The sequence below is a fragment of the Arthrobacter sp. SAFR-044 genome, assembly GCF_059414985.1.
This window is the reverse complement of sequence record NZ_JBPFDN010000010.1, coordinates 14,042-31,348: the sequence shown is the minus strand read 5'-3', so window position 1 is coordinate 31,348 and position 17,307 is coordinate 14,042. Positions and strand designations below refer to the sequence as shown.

14 protein-coding genes and 1 pseudogene are annotated in these 17,307 nt (G+C 66.7%); 5 read left to right on the top strand and 10 right to left on the bottom strand.

Translation table 11 applies throughout. From position 1 onward, the window contains the following. Window positions 1-152: 152 nt before the first annotated feature. Together ACR65J_RS15595 and ACR65J_RS15590 are read right to left on the bottom strand one after the other, a co-directional pair. Window positions 153-770 (bottom strand): uracil-DNA glycosylase family protein, encoded by a 618-nt coding sequence (locus ACR65J_RS15595; protein ID WP_440170688.1) that lies wholly within the window; start codon window positions 768-770, stop codon window positions 153-155. Between the two features lie 87 nt (window positions 771-857). Then, window positions 858-2,270: an HNH endonuclease gene (locus ACR65J_RS15590; RefSeq protein WP_440170686.1), complete on the bottom strand. Its 1,413-nt coding sequence runs from the start codon at window positions 2,268-2,270 to the stop codon at window positions 858-860. A 102-nt stretch (window positions 2,271-2,372) separates the two neighbouring features. On the opposite strand from ACR65J_RS15590, the gene ACR65J_RS15585 reads away from it, so the two are divergent. Next, window positions 2,373-2,885 carry a hypothetical protein gene (locus ACR65J_RS15585; RefSeq protein WP_440170684.1) on the top strand — a complete coding sequence of 171 codons (513 nt, stop codon included), beginning with the start codon at window positions 2,373-2,375 and terminating at the stop codon, window positions 2,883-2,885. A gap of 17 nt (window positions 2,886-2,902) precedes the next feature. Here the strand turns inward: ACR65J_RS15585 and ACR65J_RS15580 are convergent, their stop codons facing one another. The 5 genes from ACR65J_RS15580 to ACR65J_RS15560 all read right to left on the bottom strand — a co-directional run bounded on the left by ACR65J_RS15580 (window position 2,903) and on the right by ACR65J_RS15560 (window position 7,108). Further along, window positions 2,903-3,286: an RNA-binding S4 domain-containing protein gene (locus ACR65J_RS15580; protein ID WP_440170681.1), complete on the bottom strand. Its 384-nt coding sequence runs from the start codon at window positions 3,284-3,286 to the stop codon at window positions 2,903-2,905. A gap of 54 nt (window positions 3,287-3,340) precedes the next feature. Then, window positions 3,341-4,456, bottom strand: coding sequence for a sulfite oxidase (locus tag ACR65J_RS15575; protein ID WP_440170678.1), 1,116 nt, complete (start codon window positions 4,454-4,456; stop codon window positions 3,341-3,343). An 87-nt stretch (window positions 4,457-4,543) separates the two neighbouring features. Then, entirely contained in the window at window positions 4,544-5,413 is an 870-nt protein-coding gene (locus tag ACR65J_RS15570) for an SDR family oxidoreductase (protein WP_440170676.1), read from the bottom strand. Continuing rightward, a complete protein-coding gene (locus tag ACR65J_RS15565; RefSeq protein WP_440170673.1) occupies window positions 5,414-6,418 on the bottom strand; it encodes an aldo/keto reductase family protein in 1,005 nt (334 codons plus the stop codon). It lies immediately after the preceding gene. A 39-nt stretch (window positions 6,419-6,457) separates the two neighbouring features. After that, the gene (locus ACR65J_RS15560; RefSeq protein WP_440170671.1) at window positions 6,458-7,108 is read right to left on the bottom strand and encodes a hypothetical protein; all 651 of its coding nucleotides are present in this window, start codon (window positions 7,106-7,108) and stop codon (window positions 6,458-6,460) included. Window positions 7,109-7,270: 162 nt separating this feature from the next. Here ACR65J_RS15560 and ACR65J_RS15555 point away from each other — a divergent pair, with 162 nt between their 5' ends. Then, window positions 7,271-7,669 carry a YchJ family protein gene (locus tag ACR65J_RS15555; protein WP_440170669.1) on the top strand — a complete coding sequence of 133 codons (399 nt, stop codon included), beginning with the start codon at window positions 7,271-7,273 and terminating at the stop codon, window positions 7,667-7,669. Here the strand turns inward: ACR65J_RS15555 and ACR65J_RS15550 are convergent, their stop codons facing one another. The 3 genes from ACR65J_RS15550 to ACR65J_RS15540 form a co-directional block, all read right to left on the bottom strand. Next, window positions 7,670-8,554: a TIGR04086 family membrane protein gene (locus ACR65J_RS15550; protein ID WP_440170666.1), complete on the bottom strand. Its 885-nt coding sequence runs from the start codon at window positions 8,552-8,554 to the stop codon at window positions 7,670-7,672. A gap of 64 nt (window positions 8,555-8,618) precedes the next feature. Further along, entirely contained in the window at window positions 8,619-10,619 is a 2,001-nt protein-coding gene (locus ACR65J_RS15545) for an acyl-CoA dehydrogenase family protein (RefSeq protein WP_440170663.1), read from the bottom strand. Window positions 10,620-10,680: 61 nt separating this feature from the next. Then, complete coding sequence (locus ACR65J_RS15540; protein ID WP_440170660.1) at window positions 10,681-10,983, bottom strand: hypothetical protein; 303 nt, start codon at window positions 10,981-10,983, stop codon at window positions 10,681-10,683. 258 nt (window positions 10,984-11,241) lie between these two features. Between ACR65J_RS15540 and ACR65J_RS15535 the strand changes: the two genes are divergently transcribed. The 3 genes and pseudogenes from ACR65J_RS15535 to ACR65J_RS15525 all read left to right on the top strand — a co-directional run bounded on the left by ACR65J_RS15535 (window position 11,242) and on the right by ACR65J_RS15525 (window position 17,265). Further along, window positions 11,242-12,699 (top strand): DUF3375 family protein, encoded by a 1,458-nt coding sequence (locus tag ACR65J_RS15535; protein ID WP_440170658.1) that lies wholly within the window; start codon window positions 11,242-11,244, stop codon window positions 12,697-12,699. Window positions 12,700-12,829: 130 nt separating this feature from the next. Further along, a pseudogene (locus ACR65J_RS15530) lies at window positions 12,830-13,597 on the top strand (DUF4194 domain-containing protein); the annotation flags it as partial. A 191-nt stretch (window positions 13,598-13,788) separates the two neighbouring features. Next, a complete protein-coding gene (locus ACR65J_RS15525; RefSeq protein ID WP_440170656.1) occupies window positions 13,789-17,265 on the top strand; it encodes an ATP-binding protein in 3,477 nt (1,158 codons plus the stop codon). The last annotated feature ends 42 nt before the right edge of the window (window positions 17,266-17,307 follow it).

Sequence of the window (17,307 nt, the reverse complement as noted above, 5' to 3'; positions counted from 1 at the left end):
GCCCAGTTGCAGCAGGAAACGAGGTCGAATTAAGTGCTCTACCTCCGAGAATCCTGAGTGTTTACTCCACTAATGCTGAAGATGTAGAAGCAAGGATTTATCAAGAGTGCATCAAGGTGCGCGCAGTTTTTGGGTGAGCAGCAAAGCGGCGGCTAGAGGTGCTGGATGCCCGCCCGCTGCATCGCGTCCCGGTAGGTGTCCACGTTCTTAGCCAGGAGTTCTTCCTGCTTGGCCTCGGAAACAGCAAAGGCCCTGCCGCCAAGGGCGGAGGCCTTATAGATCTTGATGCCGGCGTTCTTCAAGGAGGAGTGGTAAGTCTTCTCGAACAGGGTCAGGAACGTGGATGCGTCGGTGCCGTGCGCGATGATCGCCGAAACACGGGAGTTGATTTTAAGGAACTGCCTGAATGGGCGGAGGCCGTCGGTCTTCTCCTGGACACTCAGGGCCGAGGGGCTGCCGCTCTCTCGGACCCACGGGTAGGCGTTCCACGGCATGACGTAACTGGGGTCCAGCTCGGCGAGCTCGTAGATCTGGGTTGCGCGGCGGGCCGCTTCATCATCGTTGTTGTGGGAGACAAATCCGGACTCGGTGCCCTTGCCAGGGCTGGCCTGGAGGCTGATGATCCTGCACTCATCTTCATCGTGGATGGGGTCGATGTAGGGGACGGTGGAACCGGGCTTCTTTTCCATCAATTCATCGCAAAGCTGGGTTACCTTCGCGATATTCGGTTCCTGTAGCAGGGCCTTTTTTTCGTCCCAATCAATTGTCACGATTTCTCCCTTGGCAGCGAGGCGTCCAGAATCAGGCGTCCTATGTCACTCTACGCTTCCCCGGGGAGGGGTGGGCACCGCGAATTTTCACGGCGGTCCAGACTGCACCTGCGTTGCTGCGCTCGGCTTCCCAAAGCGCCTTGTCCTTCTGCCGGGGAGTGGTGGTGCGGTGGAGTGGTAAGTGTGACCGGTTGGGGTGGTGGTCGCCACCGTGTGCCGCGGACCGGGGACGGGTTCCGCTGTCCACCTGGGTGTTTCTTTGGTGTGGTTGCAGGCTTCGCACAAACCCTGGCCGTTACTGGCCATCGTGGGTCCGCCGTTGTGCCAGGACGTCACGTGGTCGTGGTGCCGGATGGGGGCGTCACAGTACGGGGTCCGGCAGGTATCGTCCCGGACCTGGAGGAAGCGTTTGAGTCCTGCCGGGAAGAGCCGGGCTTTGGAGTCCATTGCCACCAGCTCGCCCGTTGCGGGGGCGGTGTAGAGCCGGCGGACCCACACGTCGAGCTCGGGATTCGACCCCGAGTCACGTGTTGCCGTTCCGGTGCGTGCTTTGGTGCCGGCAAGGGCGAGTTCCCTGGCGACTGCTGCGGGAATAATGCCGTAGCCGGGCAGCCGTGCGGGTTCGGCGTCGGCCTGCAGGAGGGTGCGGTCGGTCATGACGAGCTGGATCTCCACCCCGGTGATGCCGCCGGGGGTGCCGGTGACGCGTTCGACCAGGGCGTCCGCCATCAACTGCCCCCGCGACCGGTCATCACCGTTCGAGCGGGCGGTGTCAGCGTCTGTACTGAGAGCGGCGTACGCGGCCACGCCCTGGGCGACGGGCAGCAGCGCGGTCAGGTAGGCCATCGTGTCCGGGGCCGGGCGCAGGCTCACGCACCGCTCGCCCACGGCCCGGCTGGCCCGCTTCGCGACCGAGGCGGGGTCCCGCCGGTACGCCGCCGCCCGGACTGCGGCGATGATGGCCTTGTCTCCCATGCCCTCCAGCGCACCGGTGTCGGCGGCGAGTTCCTCATCCACCCCGGCCCGGTCCTCGACCGAGAGGCAGATGGTGTCCTTCACGATCAGGGTGGCCCGCCACTCATCCAACAACCCACTGCGGAACGCGGCGAACGTGTGGGGCATTCCGGTCAATGTTTTGGCCAGGCCCAGCAGCCGGGAACCCCGGGCTGGTGACTCCCGGCGGGCCAACGCGATCTGCGCCGCGACTCCAGAGCCCTGTTCCTCGGCCGGCACTCCGGCGGCTGCCTGCTCCCGCCGCTGGGACAGATCAAAAGCCACGGATATTTCGGCCTGCCGGGCACCCGCGAGTGATTTCAGGTCCTCCAGGCCACGAATCTGTTCGATCATCCCCGCACCATCGGCAGGGAACGGGACGCGGGAGAGCAGGCCCAGGACATCACCAAGGGAAGGTGCGGGCGGGTAGGGAGCGGCACCACCGGCGGACAATCCGACGCGTCCCACCGCCCGTTGTACTCCCGCCGATTCCACAACCGCTTCCATAACCAAAGTCTTCCACCAGGGTCCGACAACGCGGACCGCCCAAAAGCCCTATGTGGAAAACACGACGCAGCCACGATCCCAAACCATGCTGTTCAATGGATCATGCAGTTCACCAGAAAGGGCCTGAAGGCAGAAGGCTTCGCCGGCTTCCGGCCTATCCGAAACCTTGAGACCATGAGGATTCCGCAGGGAACAGGGCTCTTTGCGGTCGTGGCGCCGGAAAATTTCGAAGCGCGCTTTCTCCCGAAAAGCACCGCCGGCGTCTTCAAGAAGAAGGACCCTTCCCTCCCCGCAGCCGCGCTAACCGCCGAGTGGGTGGATGCCGCCGTTGTTCTCTACGTGGGGAAGGCCGGACCAGGAAGCAAGGGCAACCGTGGGCTCCGTCGCCAGATCCAGGAGTTCATGGACTTTGGGCAAGGAAAGCCACCCGGCCACTGGGACGGGCGGCTCATCTGGCAGCTCGCTGACACCGGATCACTGGCCATTGCATGGAAGGAACTTTCAACGGACCAGCTGAACGGCGCAGAAGCGGGTTACCACGCTGCTTTCGTGGCGGAATATGGGCGGTTGCCGTTCGCCAACCTCGTGCAGGCACGCACCAAGGCGGGTGCCTGACGCCGGCACCACATCCGTCACGCAGGACCCCGCAGCCGCTCCATCTCACGGCGGTCCTTCTTGGTGGGCCGGCCCGCGCCCCGGTCGCGCTGCGGCAGGCCAAGCGCCGGCAGCACCGGCCGCGGCGGAGTGTGGTCGGTGAAGCAGTGCGACGCAGCCTCAGCCCCCACGCGCTTGGCGATGAGCCGCCGGACCTCGAGGATGCGCTCGTACCCGGGCATGCGTACGGTGACGGTATCGCCCGTTACCAGCGCTGCCGACGCCTTGGAGGGGTTGCCGTTCAGGCGGACATGCCCGGCGCGGCAGGCTGCAGTGGCGGCCGACCGGGTCTTGTAGGCGCGGACGGCCCACAGCCACGCATCGATGCGGACACTGGCGGGAGCGGATGGGAGGCTGGTCATAATTGGCACCGAGTATAGCCCCCGCCAGCGCTGCCCACGGCAGTAAAACCAGTTTCACTCCACCGTCACGCTGACCCGCTGCACCACGTTGTTGCCCATTCCCTGGTAGTTCCAGTCCTGCTCAAGCGGCTGGGTGGCGCCGGTGATGTCCGTGGCGCGGCAGGCCAGGACGTGCTCGCCGGGGTCCGCCACCCAGGGCAGGCTCCACCTGCGCCACGCGAAACCACCTACGGGCTTATCAAGGTGGGCGGGCAGCCAAGTTCCATCAATCCCCACCTCGACGGCGGTCACGGCGCCTTCGCCGGACCAGGCCCTGCCCTCCAGCATCACCGGGCCCGCGCGGAGGATACGCCGCCGCGTGAAGAAGTCGGGGACACCCGGCGGGGCCATCAACGAACGCACCCTGATCCGCGAAACCGGGCTCCCGCCGTCGTCCGCCGAGCTCTGGTAGCGGTAGGCAACCTGTTGCTGGAACCCGGTGAACGGCGTCTTCACCACCTCGATGGACTCCAGCCACTTGACGCTGGCCATCCCGTACCAGCCCGGCACCACCAGCCGCAGCGGGTAGCCATGCTGCGGCGGCAGGTCGGCGCCGTTCATTCTGTAGGCAAGGACGACGTCGGGACGCAGCGCCTCGCGGATCGGCAGGCTGCGTGCGTAGCGCTGGGGGACGCCGCCCTGCACGCCGGCATCGGCCCCGGTGAAGACCACCTCCACAGCGTCCGGCAGCACTCCGGCCTTGCCAAGGAGGTAGGCCAGCGGCACACCGGTCCAGTGGGCGGTGCCCACCGCCTCCAGGACCCAGGGCTGGCTGAGGGGCCGCGGCTCCAGCAGCGACCGGCCGTTGCCCGCGCACTCAAGGGTGACGGGCACAGTAATGGCCGGGTCCCTCCTTAGCGCGGCCATGCTCAGCTCCAGGGCGAGTTCCACCGCACCGCTTATCCGCAGGTGCCAGGCGGAAACGTCCAGGTCCGGGATGTCGAAGTGCGTGAGGACGTAGTGGAGCCCGGGCGGCGTGACCTCGCGGCGGAGTGCCTCCAGCGGCATGGAATGGTTGCGGGCGGCGAGCTGCAGTTCCTCGCGGGTCAGTGGGCCTGACGTGGGCTGCGCGGCGGCGGCAGGAGCCGGCGCCGGCTCCTGCCGGGTGGACTGCTGGTTGCTGGGATTCATGGCGGTGCGATTCTGCTCGGCGGACTAAAGGCCCCCCGCCACAGGTCTACGCCGGGCCGCCCCGCCCGTCAACGAGATTAACCCCGGCTATAGCACCGGCCGGGTCAGGAACTCGGCCAGGCTGATGGGATCCTGCCCGGTCAGCCCATGGACATCCGGCGAAAGCCCTGCCATCTCGCCGGCCGCCATCGCGGTGTAGGTGCTGACCCACGCGTCCAGCTGCCACTGCGGGGCACCGTAGGAAGCCCGTGACGCGTAGGCTTCTTCCACCGTCTCCGGCTGGTAGCGCACCGTCCGCCCCGTACCGGTGCTCAGCACCTCGGCAGCCTGCGCCATGCTCAGTTCCTCCGGGCCGGTCAGGTGGTAGGTCTTGCCCTTGTGGATGGCAGGATCCCGCAGCACGGCGTGGGCGCTGCGGGCAACGTCCTCCCGGGCCACCCCGGAGAAAACGCCATCCCCCGCAGGGCCCCGGATCACGCCGTCGTCGCCGGTCATCAGCGGCAGGAAGTCGAGGTAGAAGTTGTCCCGCAGGAAGGTGTACGCCATCCCGGACGCCTTGATCCGCTCCTCGGTGGCGTAGTGGTCCCTGGCCAGGGTGAAGGTGGCATCCGGTGCCGCCCCGTAGAAGGAGGTGTACACCACGTGCTCCACCCCGGCGGCCGCAGCAGCATCGACGAATGCGTAGTGCTGCTGCAGCCGGTCTTCGGCCTCGGCGGCGGACACCATGAACAGGACTTTCGCCCCGTCCAGCGCCTGGCGGGAGGCGGCGGCGTCCCCGTAGGAACACACCACCGGATGTGCGGCGTCCAGCTGCGGTGCCCGTGCGGCGTCGCGCACCAGCAGGCGCTGGGCGAAACCGGACGCGGCGAGCTGCCGCGCCACCATTCCGCCCAGGCCCCCGGTGGACCCGGTGACAGCGAGGTCCGGCAGTTCCGGCAGTTCCGACGGGGACGCCACTCAGGCTTCCCGGGTGGCCGGCGACTTGGTCTGTGCGGGATCGCGTTCGGCCAACCCCCCGACGGCGTCGTCGATCCTCTTGAGGACCTCCGCCTCCAGCTTCACGCCCGCAGCGCCCACACTGTCGGCGATCTGCTCGGGCCGGGAGGCGCCGACAATGGCGGACGCCACGTTGGGGTTCTGCAGCACCCAGGCAACAGCAAGCTGCGGCATGGACAGGCCTGCGTCCTGGGCAATCGGCTTCAGTTCCTGGACGGCTGCCAGGACGTCGTCGCGCATCCACCGCTGGATCATTTTGGCGCCGCCCTTTTCATCCGTGGCGCGGGTGCCTTCGGGGGCCGGCTGGCCGGGCAGGTACTTGCCGCTGAGGACGCCCTGCGCCATGGGCGACCACACAATCTGGGATACGCCCAGCTCTTCCGATGCCGGAACCACCTCAGCCTCGATCACGCGCCACAGCATGGAGTACTGCGGCTGGTTGGAGATGAGCTGGAAGCCGAGTTCCTTGGACAGCTTGTGGCCTTCGCGGAGCTGTTCCGCGGTCCATTCGCTCACGCCGATGTACAGCGCCTTGCCCTGCCGGACGATGTCCGCGAACGCCTGAATCGTTTCTTCCAACGGTGTTTCGAAGTCGTAGCGGTGGGCCTGGTAGAGGTCCACGTAATCGGTCTGCAGCCTGCGCAGCGAGCCGTTGATGGATTCCATGATGTGCTTGCGGGACAGGCCAAGATCGTTCTTGCCCTTGGGGCCAGTGGGGCCGAAAACTTTGGTGAAGATTTCCAGGGACTCGCGGCGCTCACCCTTCAGGGCCTCACCCAGGACGGTCTCCGCGGCTGTATTGGCGTAGACGTCAGCTGTGTCGAAAGTGCTGATGCCGGAGTCGAGGGCCGCGCGCACGCACTGGCTTGCGACGTCGTTCTCCACCTGCGAACCGTGGGTCAGCCAGTTGCCGAACGTGATTTCCGAAACTTTGAAGCCGCTGTTACCGAGGTATCTGAATTCCATGTGTTCACGCTAACCCAGATGGTTGCTCAGGGTAAGGGCTTAGCCGTTCTCCTTGGCCTGCTCCTTGAGCACCTGTTGGGGCCCGGCCAGGGAAACGAGGGATCCGGTGTCCAGTGGCGGCAGCGGATGCGGCGGCTGGGGCTTTTTGAAGGACCGCGGCATTTCATGCGGCGGCCGGTGGTTGTGCAGGGCGGACTCCACCAGCGGCGCGACCTCGGACACTTTGTCCGCAGGTACAGCCGGATCCGGAAGATCCCGCACCGACAGTTTGATCTCCGGCGCAGCTGCCCGGGCCCTGGCCTCGGCACGCTTATCGGCCTCGGCAACGGCGGAGGCCCAGTCTTCGGCGAGGACCTGCGGTTCAGGGCGGGCGGCGGCAAGTTTGGGGTGGCGTACGACGGCGGTGCGCAGCGACTCTTTCAGCCGGTCCGGCTTCATGATGGCGGCACGTTCCCGCAGCGGCGTGCGCGGCTGGGCCTGCTTGGCCGGTGCGCCGGAAAAACCGACGGCATCCCGTTTGCCTGGAGGCCGCCCGAACAAGGTCATCAGCACGACGGCCGTGAGGCGCCCAAGGCCCGCAAGGACCAAAGTGATAACTCCGAGCAGGAAGAGGACCAGGAACATCAGGAGAGCCACACCCATGGTGCCCAGGAAGGTCAGGTTGAGGACGAGAGTGTCCGGGTTCTCCACGTCTTCTCCTCTCTAGCCAACATCCTGGGGCCGCTTCCGGTGTACGGTGCCGGGCATAAGCTCCTTCTCCACCATACGGATTTTTGTCCTTCCATGCCCCTGCCGGCAGGGGCCCGACGCAGGTTGTAGCGAAGCTGTTACCCGATATGACAGCATCGCCGGGTGACCGCATCAATAGATTCCGCAAACTGCATATGTCTGTCCGGGGAGCCCTACGCTGCCTGCTGTGGCCGGTTCCATTCTGGCCAGGCGGAGGCATCCACGGCGGAACAGCTCATGCGCTCCCGCTACAGCGCATTTGTCCTGCTGAATGAGGACTATCTGCTGCGCACCCACCATCCATCCACGGCGCCACCTGCCCTGGACCTGGACCCCGCCATGGAGTGGCGCCGCCTGGACATCGTGGCCACCGGCGGTGGCGGCCCCTTTGACACCATTGGCACGGTGGAGTTCAAGGCGTACTACCGTCACGGCAGCGCGCGAGGCATCCTCTACGAGAACAGCCGGTTCGTCCGTGAGGACGGCCGGTGGTTCTACGTGGACGGCGACATCCTCGGGTGACTACTCCTCGTCGTCGTAAAACTCGCTGTCCGGGGTGAAGCCGGCACGGTCAACCTTGCGGTGGAAGCGCATACCGGCAAGGCCGCCGAGCACGGCTCCGATCAGGGCCACGACGGCTACCACCACCGCGGCGATGATACTCGTGGTGGTCAGCTGACCTTCGTTAATGGGGATGCGCGGGAAGCTGTTCAGGTTGGCCAGGACGTTGAACTGTTGTCCTGCCACCAGGCCCAGGATGGCCACCACAACGGCCGCGATCAAGGCCCAGACCCACACCATGAGCCCCTGCTTGACGCCGTTGAAGCGGGCCATGCGGCCTGCCACGTAGCCGCCGCAGTAATAGGAGAGGAACAGGATCACCAGCAGGACAATGATCCCCACCAAGCCAACCGTGCCACTGTTCTGGGCGGCCTGGTTCACGGCCTGGTTGACGTCGGTGTTGTTGGCAAGGCCCACGGCGGTTCCGGCGGCTGCCACCAGTGCGGTGAGCAGCACGGCCATGCCGGTGGCGGTCAGCCACCCGAAGAAGGCGGAGCCGACCTTGATACCGCCGAACCGCTCCTTTTGGCGTGCGACGGCGGTCTCCCGGTCTGCCATCCCCGGGTTCACCGCGGGCGCCACGACTGGCGTCGCAGTGGTGGGAGCAGGCTGGTACTCCCGCTCCGCCGTGGGTGCAACGCGGTCCCGGTCCACAACGCGGCCCCGGTCTGAGGCGCGGTCCCGGTCCACGGACCGGGCTGCCGCCCCTTCCCGGGCCGGCGCCTGGTCCATCGAGCGCGTGGCGGCGTCGTCCGTGGCACCCGCGCGGTAGCTTCCGTTGCGGGTGGTGTCGTCCTCCCGGGCACGGCGGGGAGGCAGGTTCTCTGGGTCCGTTGAGCTGCTCATGGTTCAACTCAACCACCCGGCCACGGTGATAGCAAGCGTGCTTACTATTTTGTGACCTGCGGTTTTACCGGTATTTCCGGTGCAGGTCCTCCTTCTGGGATGGGCCCGGCGTGGCATCGGCAATCCATGGACCGGTCCCTTCGGACTGGTCCAGGACGCCCTTTTCCAGCCACGTGTAGTCACCGGCGAGGACTTTGCGGGTCAAGGCCCGGTCGGCGTCGTCCGTGTTCCGCCACAGCTGGTCGAAGTACTCGTCCACGCGCACCTTGGCCTGCTCGCAGTAGGCGTCGGCGAGCTCGTACGCGCTGGCCGCCTTGTCCGGGGAGGTCTTGAGCAGCATCTCTGCGCGGGAGCAGCAGGCGGTCATGGCGAAGAGTTCGGCGCCAATGTCCACCACCCGGCCCAGGAACGCCTGCTTGCGTTCAAGCTTGGCCTGCCACCGGCCCATGCCGTAAAAGGTTTGCCGCGCCAGCCTGCGTGAGGAGCGTTCCACGAACCGCAGGTGCTTGGCCAGCCTGCCAAACTCGCCGTAGGAGCGGGGATCCATTCCGGCGCCGGCCACCAGCTTGGGCAGCCACTTGGCGTAGAAGCTGGAAGCCCCGACGGCGGCCTTCGCTTTGTCGGCCAGGCTCGCATCAAGCGACGCAAGGTCGCCCGCGGCGGCAAGGTGCGCATCCACCGCTTCCCGTGCAATCAGCAGCCGCATGATTTCGGAGGAACCCTCGAAGATCCTGTTGATGCGGAGGTCCCGCAGCTGCTGCTCCGCCGGGACCGCACGTTCGCCGCGGGCTGCCAGCGACTCGGCCGTTTCGAACCCCCGCCCGCCCCGGATCTGGACCAGTTCGTCGGCAATCCGGCAGCTGATCTCCGTGGCCCAGAGCTTAGCGAGGGCGGCTTCGATGCGGACGTCCTTTTGCCCGGCATCGGCAAGTTCGGCGGACAGTTCAAACACGGCGTCCAGGGCAAAGGCCGAGGCCGCGATGAAGGCAATCTTCTTGCCCACGGCCTCGTGCTCGCCCACGGGCCTGCCCCACTGGGTGCGGGCGTCGGACCACTCGCGGGCGATCTTGAGGCTCCACCGTCCGGAGGCCACGCAGAGCGCGGGCAGTGCCAAACGGCCGGTGTTGAGCGTCGTAAGCGCGATCTTCAGGCCCTGGCCCTCGCGGCCCAGACGGTTGGCGGCCGGCACCCGCACCTGGTGGAAGCGGGTCACGCCGTTCTCGATGCCACGCAGGCCCATGAACGCGTTCCGGTTCTCCACCGTGATGCCCGGCGAATCCATCTCCACCACAAAGGCGCTGATGCCACCCTTGTGCCTGGTGCCGTCCGCATCGCTGTGCGCCGGAACCACTGCCATGACCACCACAAGTTCGGCGATCACGCCGTTGGTGGTCCAAAGTTTCACGCCGTCCAAAAGGTATGCATCGCCGTCGTCCGTGGGCGTTGCCGTGCTGCCCAGCCGGGCAGGGTCGCTGCCCACGTCCGGTTCGGTGAGGAGGAAGGCTGTGATGGCGCCGCCGGCGCACCGCGGCAGGTACTCGCGTTTCTGTTCGGGTGTTCCAAAGACCTTGACGGGCTCCGGCACGCCGATGGACTGGTGGGCGGAGATCAGGGCGCCAAGGCTGGGGTGCACGCTGCCCAGGAGCGCAAGGGCCCGTCCGTAGTACACCAGGGAGAGGCCAAGACCGCCGTATTCCTCCGGGATCTTCATGCCGAAGACACCCAGGTCCGCCAGCCCCTTGATGTAGTCGTAGGGGATTTTCGCGTCCCGTTCGATCACGCGGCCGGACATGGTCTTTGCAAACCCGGTGAGGCGGGCCATGAACTCCTCGCCCCGTTCCACGGAGACGGCGTCTGCGGCAGGCCAGGGGTGGACCAGGTCCAGGTCAAAGCTGCCAAGGTACAGGCCCTTGGCGAAGCTTGGCCGGTCCCAGCCGGATTCCCGGGCGGCCTCAGCGACGGCCCGGGCGTCTTCGGCGGTGGCTCCAGCGCCGATGTTGCCGGCGGGGACGGGGGTTTCTTCAGCCGGGGCGTCTTTGGCCTGGCTGTCAGTTGCGGAGGTCATGGGTTATCTCCTTGGCCGGATTGGCCGGTGTAGCCATGGATCCGCCGGGTTGGAGAACCCTTCAGCTGTCCCTCAAGATTACCCGCGGGTAGGTTCCGGTGCTAGGGGATGGCTGGGCCTGGAAGTCGCCGGGAAGCTCAACGGCGGAGGCGCGGTGGACCAGCTTGTCCCAGCCGGCGTTGATCCCGTGGACTACCGCCATCAGGGTATTGGCCACCACCATCCAGGTGAGTTTTCCTGCCCCCAGGACTACCAGGGCAACCAGCCCCGCCGTGAGGACGAAACCGGCCAGGATTGCACCGAAAACCAGTGTCCCGATGAAGACCAAGGTGGCTGTTTCCACTGAGCTTAGATCGAACTGCATGAATCCCCCTGCTGCGACATTGCTTCCGAAAGACTGCTGTGGCGAAGACCAGTAGCAGAAGCCTAGGGGGACAGCCGCACAGCCAGCCAGAGGAGGATGGGGCGGATGTGACTCTTGATACGGGATTGAAACACTACCGGCAGGTAGGTCACGGAGTGGTCGCGGCAGCCTGCGTTAACCTTGTTGTTGGCAGTTTTCCCGTCAGGCCCCTTCGGCCCGCACCTGCCCAGCCCCCGCCCACCAGTCCAAGGAGAGTGTGTGCCCCGCTCCGCCAGGTCATCCGCTGACGCCATCAGCGCCCGGCTCCGGGACCTCGAACTCCTCACCAAGGGTCCTGCCTGGGCCCTGACGCGGTCGGCGCCGTGGGTGATCGCGGTGCTGCAGGCTTCCTTTACCCGCACCCGCCCGCAGGTTCCGCTCGAGGAATTCCATGCCGACGTCGACTCCTTCCTTGAGGAGCTCCGCCGCCAGGATCCCGGGCTGGGAGGAGGAGCCAGCGGAAAGGCCTTTGGGGACGAGTGGACCCGGCGGCAGTTCCTGACCCGCCGGAACCAGTCAGGGCAGATCGTCTATGAGGCTACCGAGCCGGCAGCCCGCGTGCTCGCCTTCCTGGACAGCCTCTCCAGTGAAAGGTCAACGCTGAACGGTTCCCGCCTGGGCACCCTGCTGGGCGACGTGGAAAAGCTCGCCAATGAGACCAACCCGGACCAGAGCGCGCGGCTCGAAGCCCTCGAAGAGGAAATCGAAGAGCGGCAGCAGCTCATCCAGGACATCAGCACCGGAGAGTTCGACGGCCTGCTGGACGACGATGAAGCGGTGGAGGCTGCAGGAAACATCCTGGACCTGGCCGCCAGCCTGCCCGCGGACTACAAGAAGATGCGTGACCGGATCGAGGAACTGGTGGGCGGGCTCCGCAACCAGATTATCGAGGAGTCCCTGACCAAGGGCGCCACCATGGCCCAGGTCCTTGACGCGGACAAGCGGCTCCGCCAAAGCCCCGAGGGCAGGACGTTCCGGTCGTTCACGGCATTCCTCGAGGATCCGCAGCAGCAGCTGAGGTTCCGCTCGGCCATCGGCGAGGTGCTGAGCCGCCAGTTCGCCGACGACCTCTCGCCCGATGACCGGGAAACCCTGAAGAACCTGGTGGCCGAGCTCCGCCAGCAGCACAGCCAGATCCAGCGCATCTACGGCAAACTCAGCGAAAGTCTCAACACCTACGTCCAGAGCGACGACTTCCGCCAGTCGGTCCGCCTGCGGCAGGTCCTGCGCGAAGCGGAGCAGGCCATCCGGTCCCTCCCGTACGAGCGGGAACGCCCCGGCCTGGTACCCGGACCTGTCCTCTACAACGCCGGCTTCGAGTCCCTGTCCATGGTGAAGCTCTTCGATCCCGACGAGTTCGCGGCACCGCCCCGCCTGGCGGATCCCATCGCCTTCACCGATTCGGACCGGGTGCGCTCGCCGAGGACCGGCAAGGCCAAACCGGCAGTGGTCCGGGCGGCCATGGCAGGAGCCGCAACCCTCGCCGACGCCTGGCAGCAGCTGCCGCCCGAAGAGCAGCACATCAATACCATCCGCGCCCTCCTGTCGGAGGCCCTGCATGCCGGGGCGGACTTCGACCGCGGCGCCTGGGATGGCCTGGACTTCGAACAGATAGACGGCTCCACCCGCAGGGCCTACCTGCCGGTGGTCACGCTCGCAAAGGATTCAGATGACTGAGGTTTCACACGTCACCACCCCAGCGCCCGATGCCGCCCAGGGAGTGGCATTGAAGGGGACGAACGAGGGCCCCGGTGCGAGCTTGCGAGCACCGGGAAGTCCGGACCCGCTATCGGAGCCGCGCGCTGGGCTGATCGAAGATCAGCCGCGCGGCGAAGGGGCGGGGGCGGCATCGGGCACTGGGTACCCCGGACCTGTTTCACCGCGCGACACTTTCGTCGACGGCGCGGCCTTGTTCCCCGGCGACACCGGAGTCCTGTCCATGAAGGTGCGGCAGGCCCTGGTGAAGCTCCTCAAGGGCCCCTACATTGACGGCGGCCGGGACGAAAAGCTCTGGACAGTCCTGCTCGACAACCAGGTGATCCTACGCAGCCGCCTTTCCGAGCTTTTCCTGACCCTGCAGTTGGACCATGAGCGGAAGATCGCCGTCCTGCGTCCCGTGGAGCCGGAGGTAATCGGCGGCAACAGCCGGTCCAGCATCCTGCGCCAGCAGCGCGCCCTCAGCCGGGTGGAAACCATCGTGCTGCTCCGGCTGCGCCTGCTCCTGGACCGGCACGTCACGGCCCAGACGGACCCCACCATCACCCGCGAGGAAATCACGGACCTGGTGGCGCACTACCAGCCCGCCGGCCAACAGGACGCCCTGCGCGACTCGGACGTGGTCACCCGCGCCATCACCAAGCTCCTGGCCCGCCAGCTCCTGCTCCCCACCGGCCTGGACGACGTCTACACCATCTCCAACGCCCTGCCCCTGGCCCTCCCGTTCGAGAACATCGGCGACATCCCGGCCCACATCGAGGCCCTGGTAGCGGCCTCGGCAGACGCCACCGGCACAGAAGCGATGCTGGACCTCGACGCCGAGTCTTCCTCGAACGAGAACGAGAACGAGGACGAGGAAGGCGCGGGGGACGACGACGCCGATGCCGCCTCTGGTGACGGACGAGAAGGCGAAGCAGCCGATGCCGCCCAGGGAGTGGCATCGGGCCTGTCGGAGCCGGGCGCATCGTCCGTAGGACGGATGCCGCCCGGCGAAGGGGCGGGGGCGGCATCGGCTGCGGAGCCAAAGGCGACCAAGACTGAGGTGACCAAGTGACGATCGCGAGCATGCTTCCGTTGGGGGACGTGACCAACCCGGGGCAAATGCGCCTGGCATTGGTGCAGGTGGTCAACTGGGGGACGTTCCACGGGGCGCACACGATGCACGTGGACCGGAACGGCACCCTGCTGACGGGTAACTCGGGCGTGGGCAAGTCCACGCTGTTCGATGCGATGCTGCGGGTGTTCGACGCCCGGCCGAGATCCAACGAAGCCGCCGCGCAGCGTTCGGGTGCCGTAGAAGACAAACGGACCACTTTCACGTACATGCGTGGCAAGGTGGGCGACAAAGCCGTGGGCGAGGGCTCGGCGAGTGCGTTCCAGCGCCCTGGGGCGACCTGGTCCGCCGTCGCCCTGACGTTCGATAACGCCGCCGGGACGCGGGTGACGGTCTCGGCGCTGTTCGACCTGCCCAAGAACGGGACCGAGTCCAGCGTCGGCCGGTTCTACCTGATCGACAACGTTCCCCTGGACCTTGAAGCGGTTGAGGGCATCGCCGACAAGCGGTTCACCAAGGGCGCGCTGGAGACGATCTTCCCGCACGCCCAGGTGTTCGACGTCCACAAGGCGTTCGCGGAGCGCTTCCGGCGCCTCCTGGGGATCAGCTCGGACCAGGCACTGCCCCTGCTGCGCGTGATTCAGGCGGGGAAAGGGCTGGGCGGCAGCGTCAACACCTTCTTCCGCGACCAGGTCCTCGACGCACCGGCAACGCTCGCCGCCGCGGACGATGTGGTGGAGGAGTTCAGCAACCTGATGTCCATCCGCCAGCGGCTGGAGGACGTCCGGCAACAGCGGGACCAGCTGGCTCCGGTCCCGGGGCTCAACAGGGAGTATGCGCAGTCGCTGCTGGACGCGAACCGGCTCCGGGAGCTGGTGGGCGGGGAGTTCGAGGCCTACCGGCAGCAGCTGGCCGTCACGGTCCACCAGAAGACCCTGGTCCGTTTCCGCGAGCTCGCGCAGGCAAAGGCCAAGGAACTCGGCACTGAACGGGCGGTCCGCGATGCCCTTGCCAAGGACCTGCGGCAGCTGGAAACCGACTACAACAACCAGGGCGGCAACGCGATCTCGGCCATCGAGCAGTCGCTGGAGAACGCCCGGGTTGGCCTGAAACTCCGCCAACAGGTGGAGGAGGCAGCCCAGCAGGCACTGGCCGACGCCGGCCTGCAGCTCGAGTGGAGCGCTGCCGGCTGGGAGCAGGCACACGAGCAGGCGGCGGCCCGGTCAGCTGAGCTGAAGGATGATTCGCAGGCCCTGCAGGAGCTGCGGTTCGAGGCGTTCGACGCGCATGCCAGCCGGAAACGGGAACTGGCCGCGGCTGAGCAGGAACTTGTCTCACTGAAGACGCGCAAATCCCTGCTGCCGCCGTCGAGCATTGAAAACCGCGCCGCCATTGCCGCCGCAACCGGCATCCCCGAGGACCGCATGCCCTTCGCCGGCGAGCTGATGGACCTCGCGGAAGGGGAGGAACGGTGGCGCCCCGCTGCCGAACGCGCGCTCCGCAACCTGGCCACCACCCTGCTGGTCCCCGGAGAGCACTTCGGCGCCGTCACCCGCTACCTCAACGACCACAACGTCCGGGGCGCGCTCCGGGCAGTGGACGTCTCCAAGCCGCTCGCAGGCGGCGCGCTCGCCGTGGAGGACACGCGCGACGGCGACCTGCTCACCAAGCTGGACATCCTCGCCTCGGGCGCGGCTGCCGAAGCCGGGGAATGGGTGCGGGAGCGGATCGCCATGGACTTCGCCTATCCCTGCGTGGAGGACCCGGACCAGTTGGCCACGCTGGACAAGGGGCTCAGCCTGGGTGGCGTGGTCAAGCGCAACCGGCACACGGTGGAGAAGGACGACCGCTTCACCAGCCGCCAGGATTACGTCCTGGGCTTCGACAACGCGGCCAAGCTGGAGCTCGTGGCCGGGCAGGTGGAGGACCTCCGGGAGGAAGTGGCCAAGGCCGCCGAACTGGCGCAGAGCCGCGAGGATTCGCACCAGGGCATGAGCCGGCAGCTTGACGCACTGCGGCGGATCGCCGAAGACGACCGCCCCTGGGAACAGGTGTCTGCCGCGGTGGCCGCCGATGAGCTCGCACGGATCGAGCAGCGGCTCAAGGATGCGCTTGCTGCCCAGGCCGACCTGGAGCCGCTCCGCGCCACCATCGAGGAGGTCCGGCACAAGCACCAGTCCAGCACTGAGTCCGCCGCCGTCCTGCAAAGCGAATACAAGGCACTCGACCGCCAGCTGACCGCTGCGGACACCCTGCTGGAAGCCGCGCGTGACCGTCTGGCCGAGGCACCGCCGTCGGCCGCCACCGTCACAGCCCTGGAACCCTACTTCGCCGACTTTGGCGACATCACTGAGATGCACGAGCTGGACAACCTGGCCAACCGGATCCGGACCGCACTGCTCGGCGAACTGCACACCGCGGAGTCGCGGGGCCAGGCGACGGCGGAGCGGCTTACCCGTATTTTCGAAGGCTTCGTGCGCGAGTGGGGCAGCGCCATCTCGGCTGACCATGGGACCAGCATCGGCGCCGCAAGCGAGTTCGAGGCGCGCTATCACGCGATCGTCAACGACGGACTGCCCGCGCAGGAGGCGGAGTTCCGCCAGTTCTTCAACCAGCGCACGCACGAGTCCTTCAGCACCCTCCTGCACCTGCTGGACGAGGAACGCCGTTCCATCACCAGCCGCATCCTGCCCCTGAACGGCATCCTCTCGCAGGTGAACTTCCACGAGGGAAGCTACCTGGAACTGGACATCAAGCAGACGCTGCCGCCCACGGCCAAGCAGTTCAAGGACGCCATCCAGGGCGCCTTGAAGGCCCGGCACACCCGGCCGGCGAAAGCGGAAGCGAGCCGTGCAGAGGGTTCCGGGCCGGAAAAGGACGACGACGGCGAGCTCACCGCCCGCTACAAGTCCCTGGAAACCCTGGTGAAGCGGCTTGGTTCCCAGGCGCCCGAGGACCGGCGCTGGCGGGCCGAGGTGCTGGACGTGCGCGGGCACCTGTTTATCCAGTGCAAGGAGCACAGGGAAGTCACCGGAACGCCGTCAAACGGGAAACGCAGTGGCAAGAAGACCGAGGTGTTCATGCACGCTGACACCGGTTCGATGTCCGGTGGCGAGCGGCAGCGGTTCACCGCCTTCATCATGGCCGCGGCCCTGAGCTACCAGCTGGGCATCGCCGAGCAGGGCTTCACCACCTACGGCACGGTGATGATGGACGAGGCCTTCGTGCTCGCGTCGGAGGAGTTCGCCGGCGCCGGCATCAAGGCGCTGCACGAGTTCGGTTTCCAGCTGCTGCTGGCCGCACCCGAAAACGTGATCGACCTGTCCCGGCACCTGGGCTCTGTCACCGAGATCCTCCGCGACCGGCGAACCAACCGTTCCGGCGTCCTCACGGCGCCGGTGATCCGTCCCCGGCCGGGGGAGGAAGGGGTTTGGCGGTCGGAAGCGAACCCGGTGGACATCGTTCTGCGCTGATCGGGAACAGCTATATAACAAATTGGATATAACAAATTGATG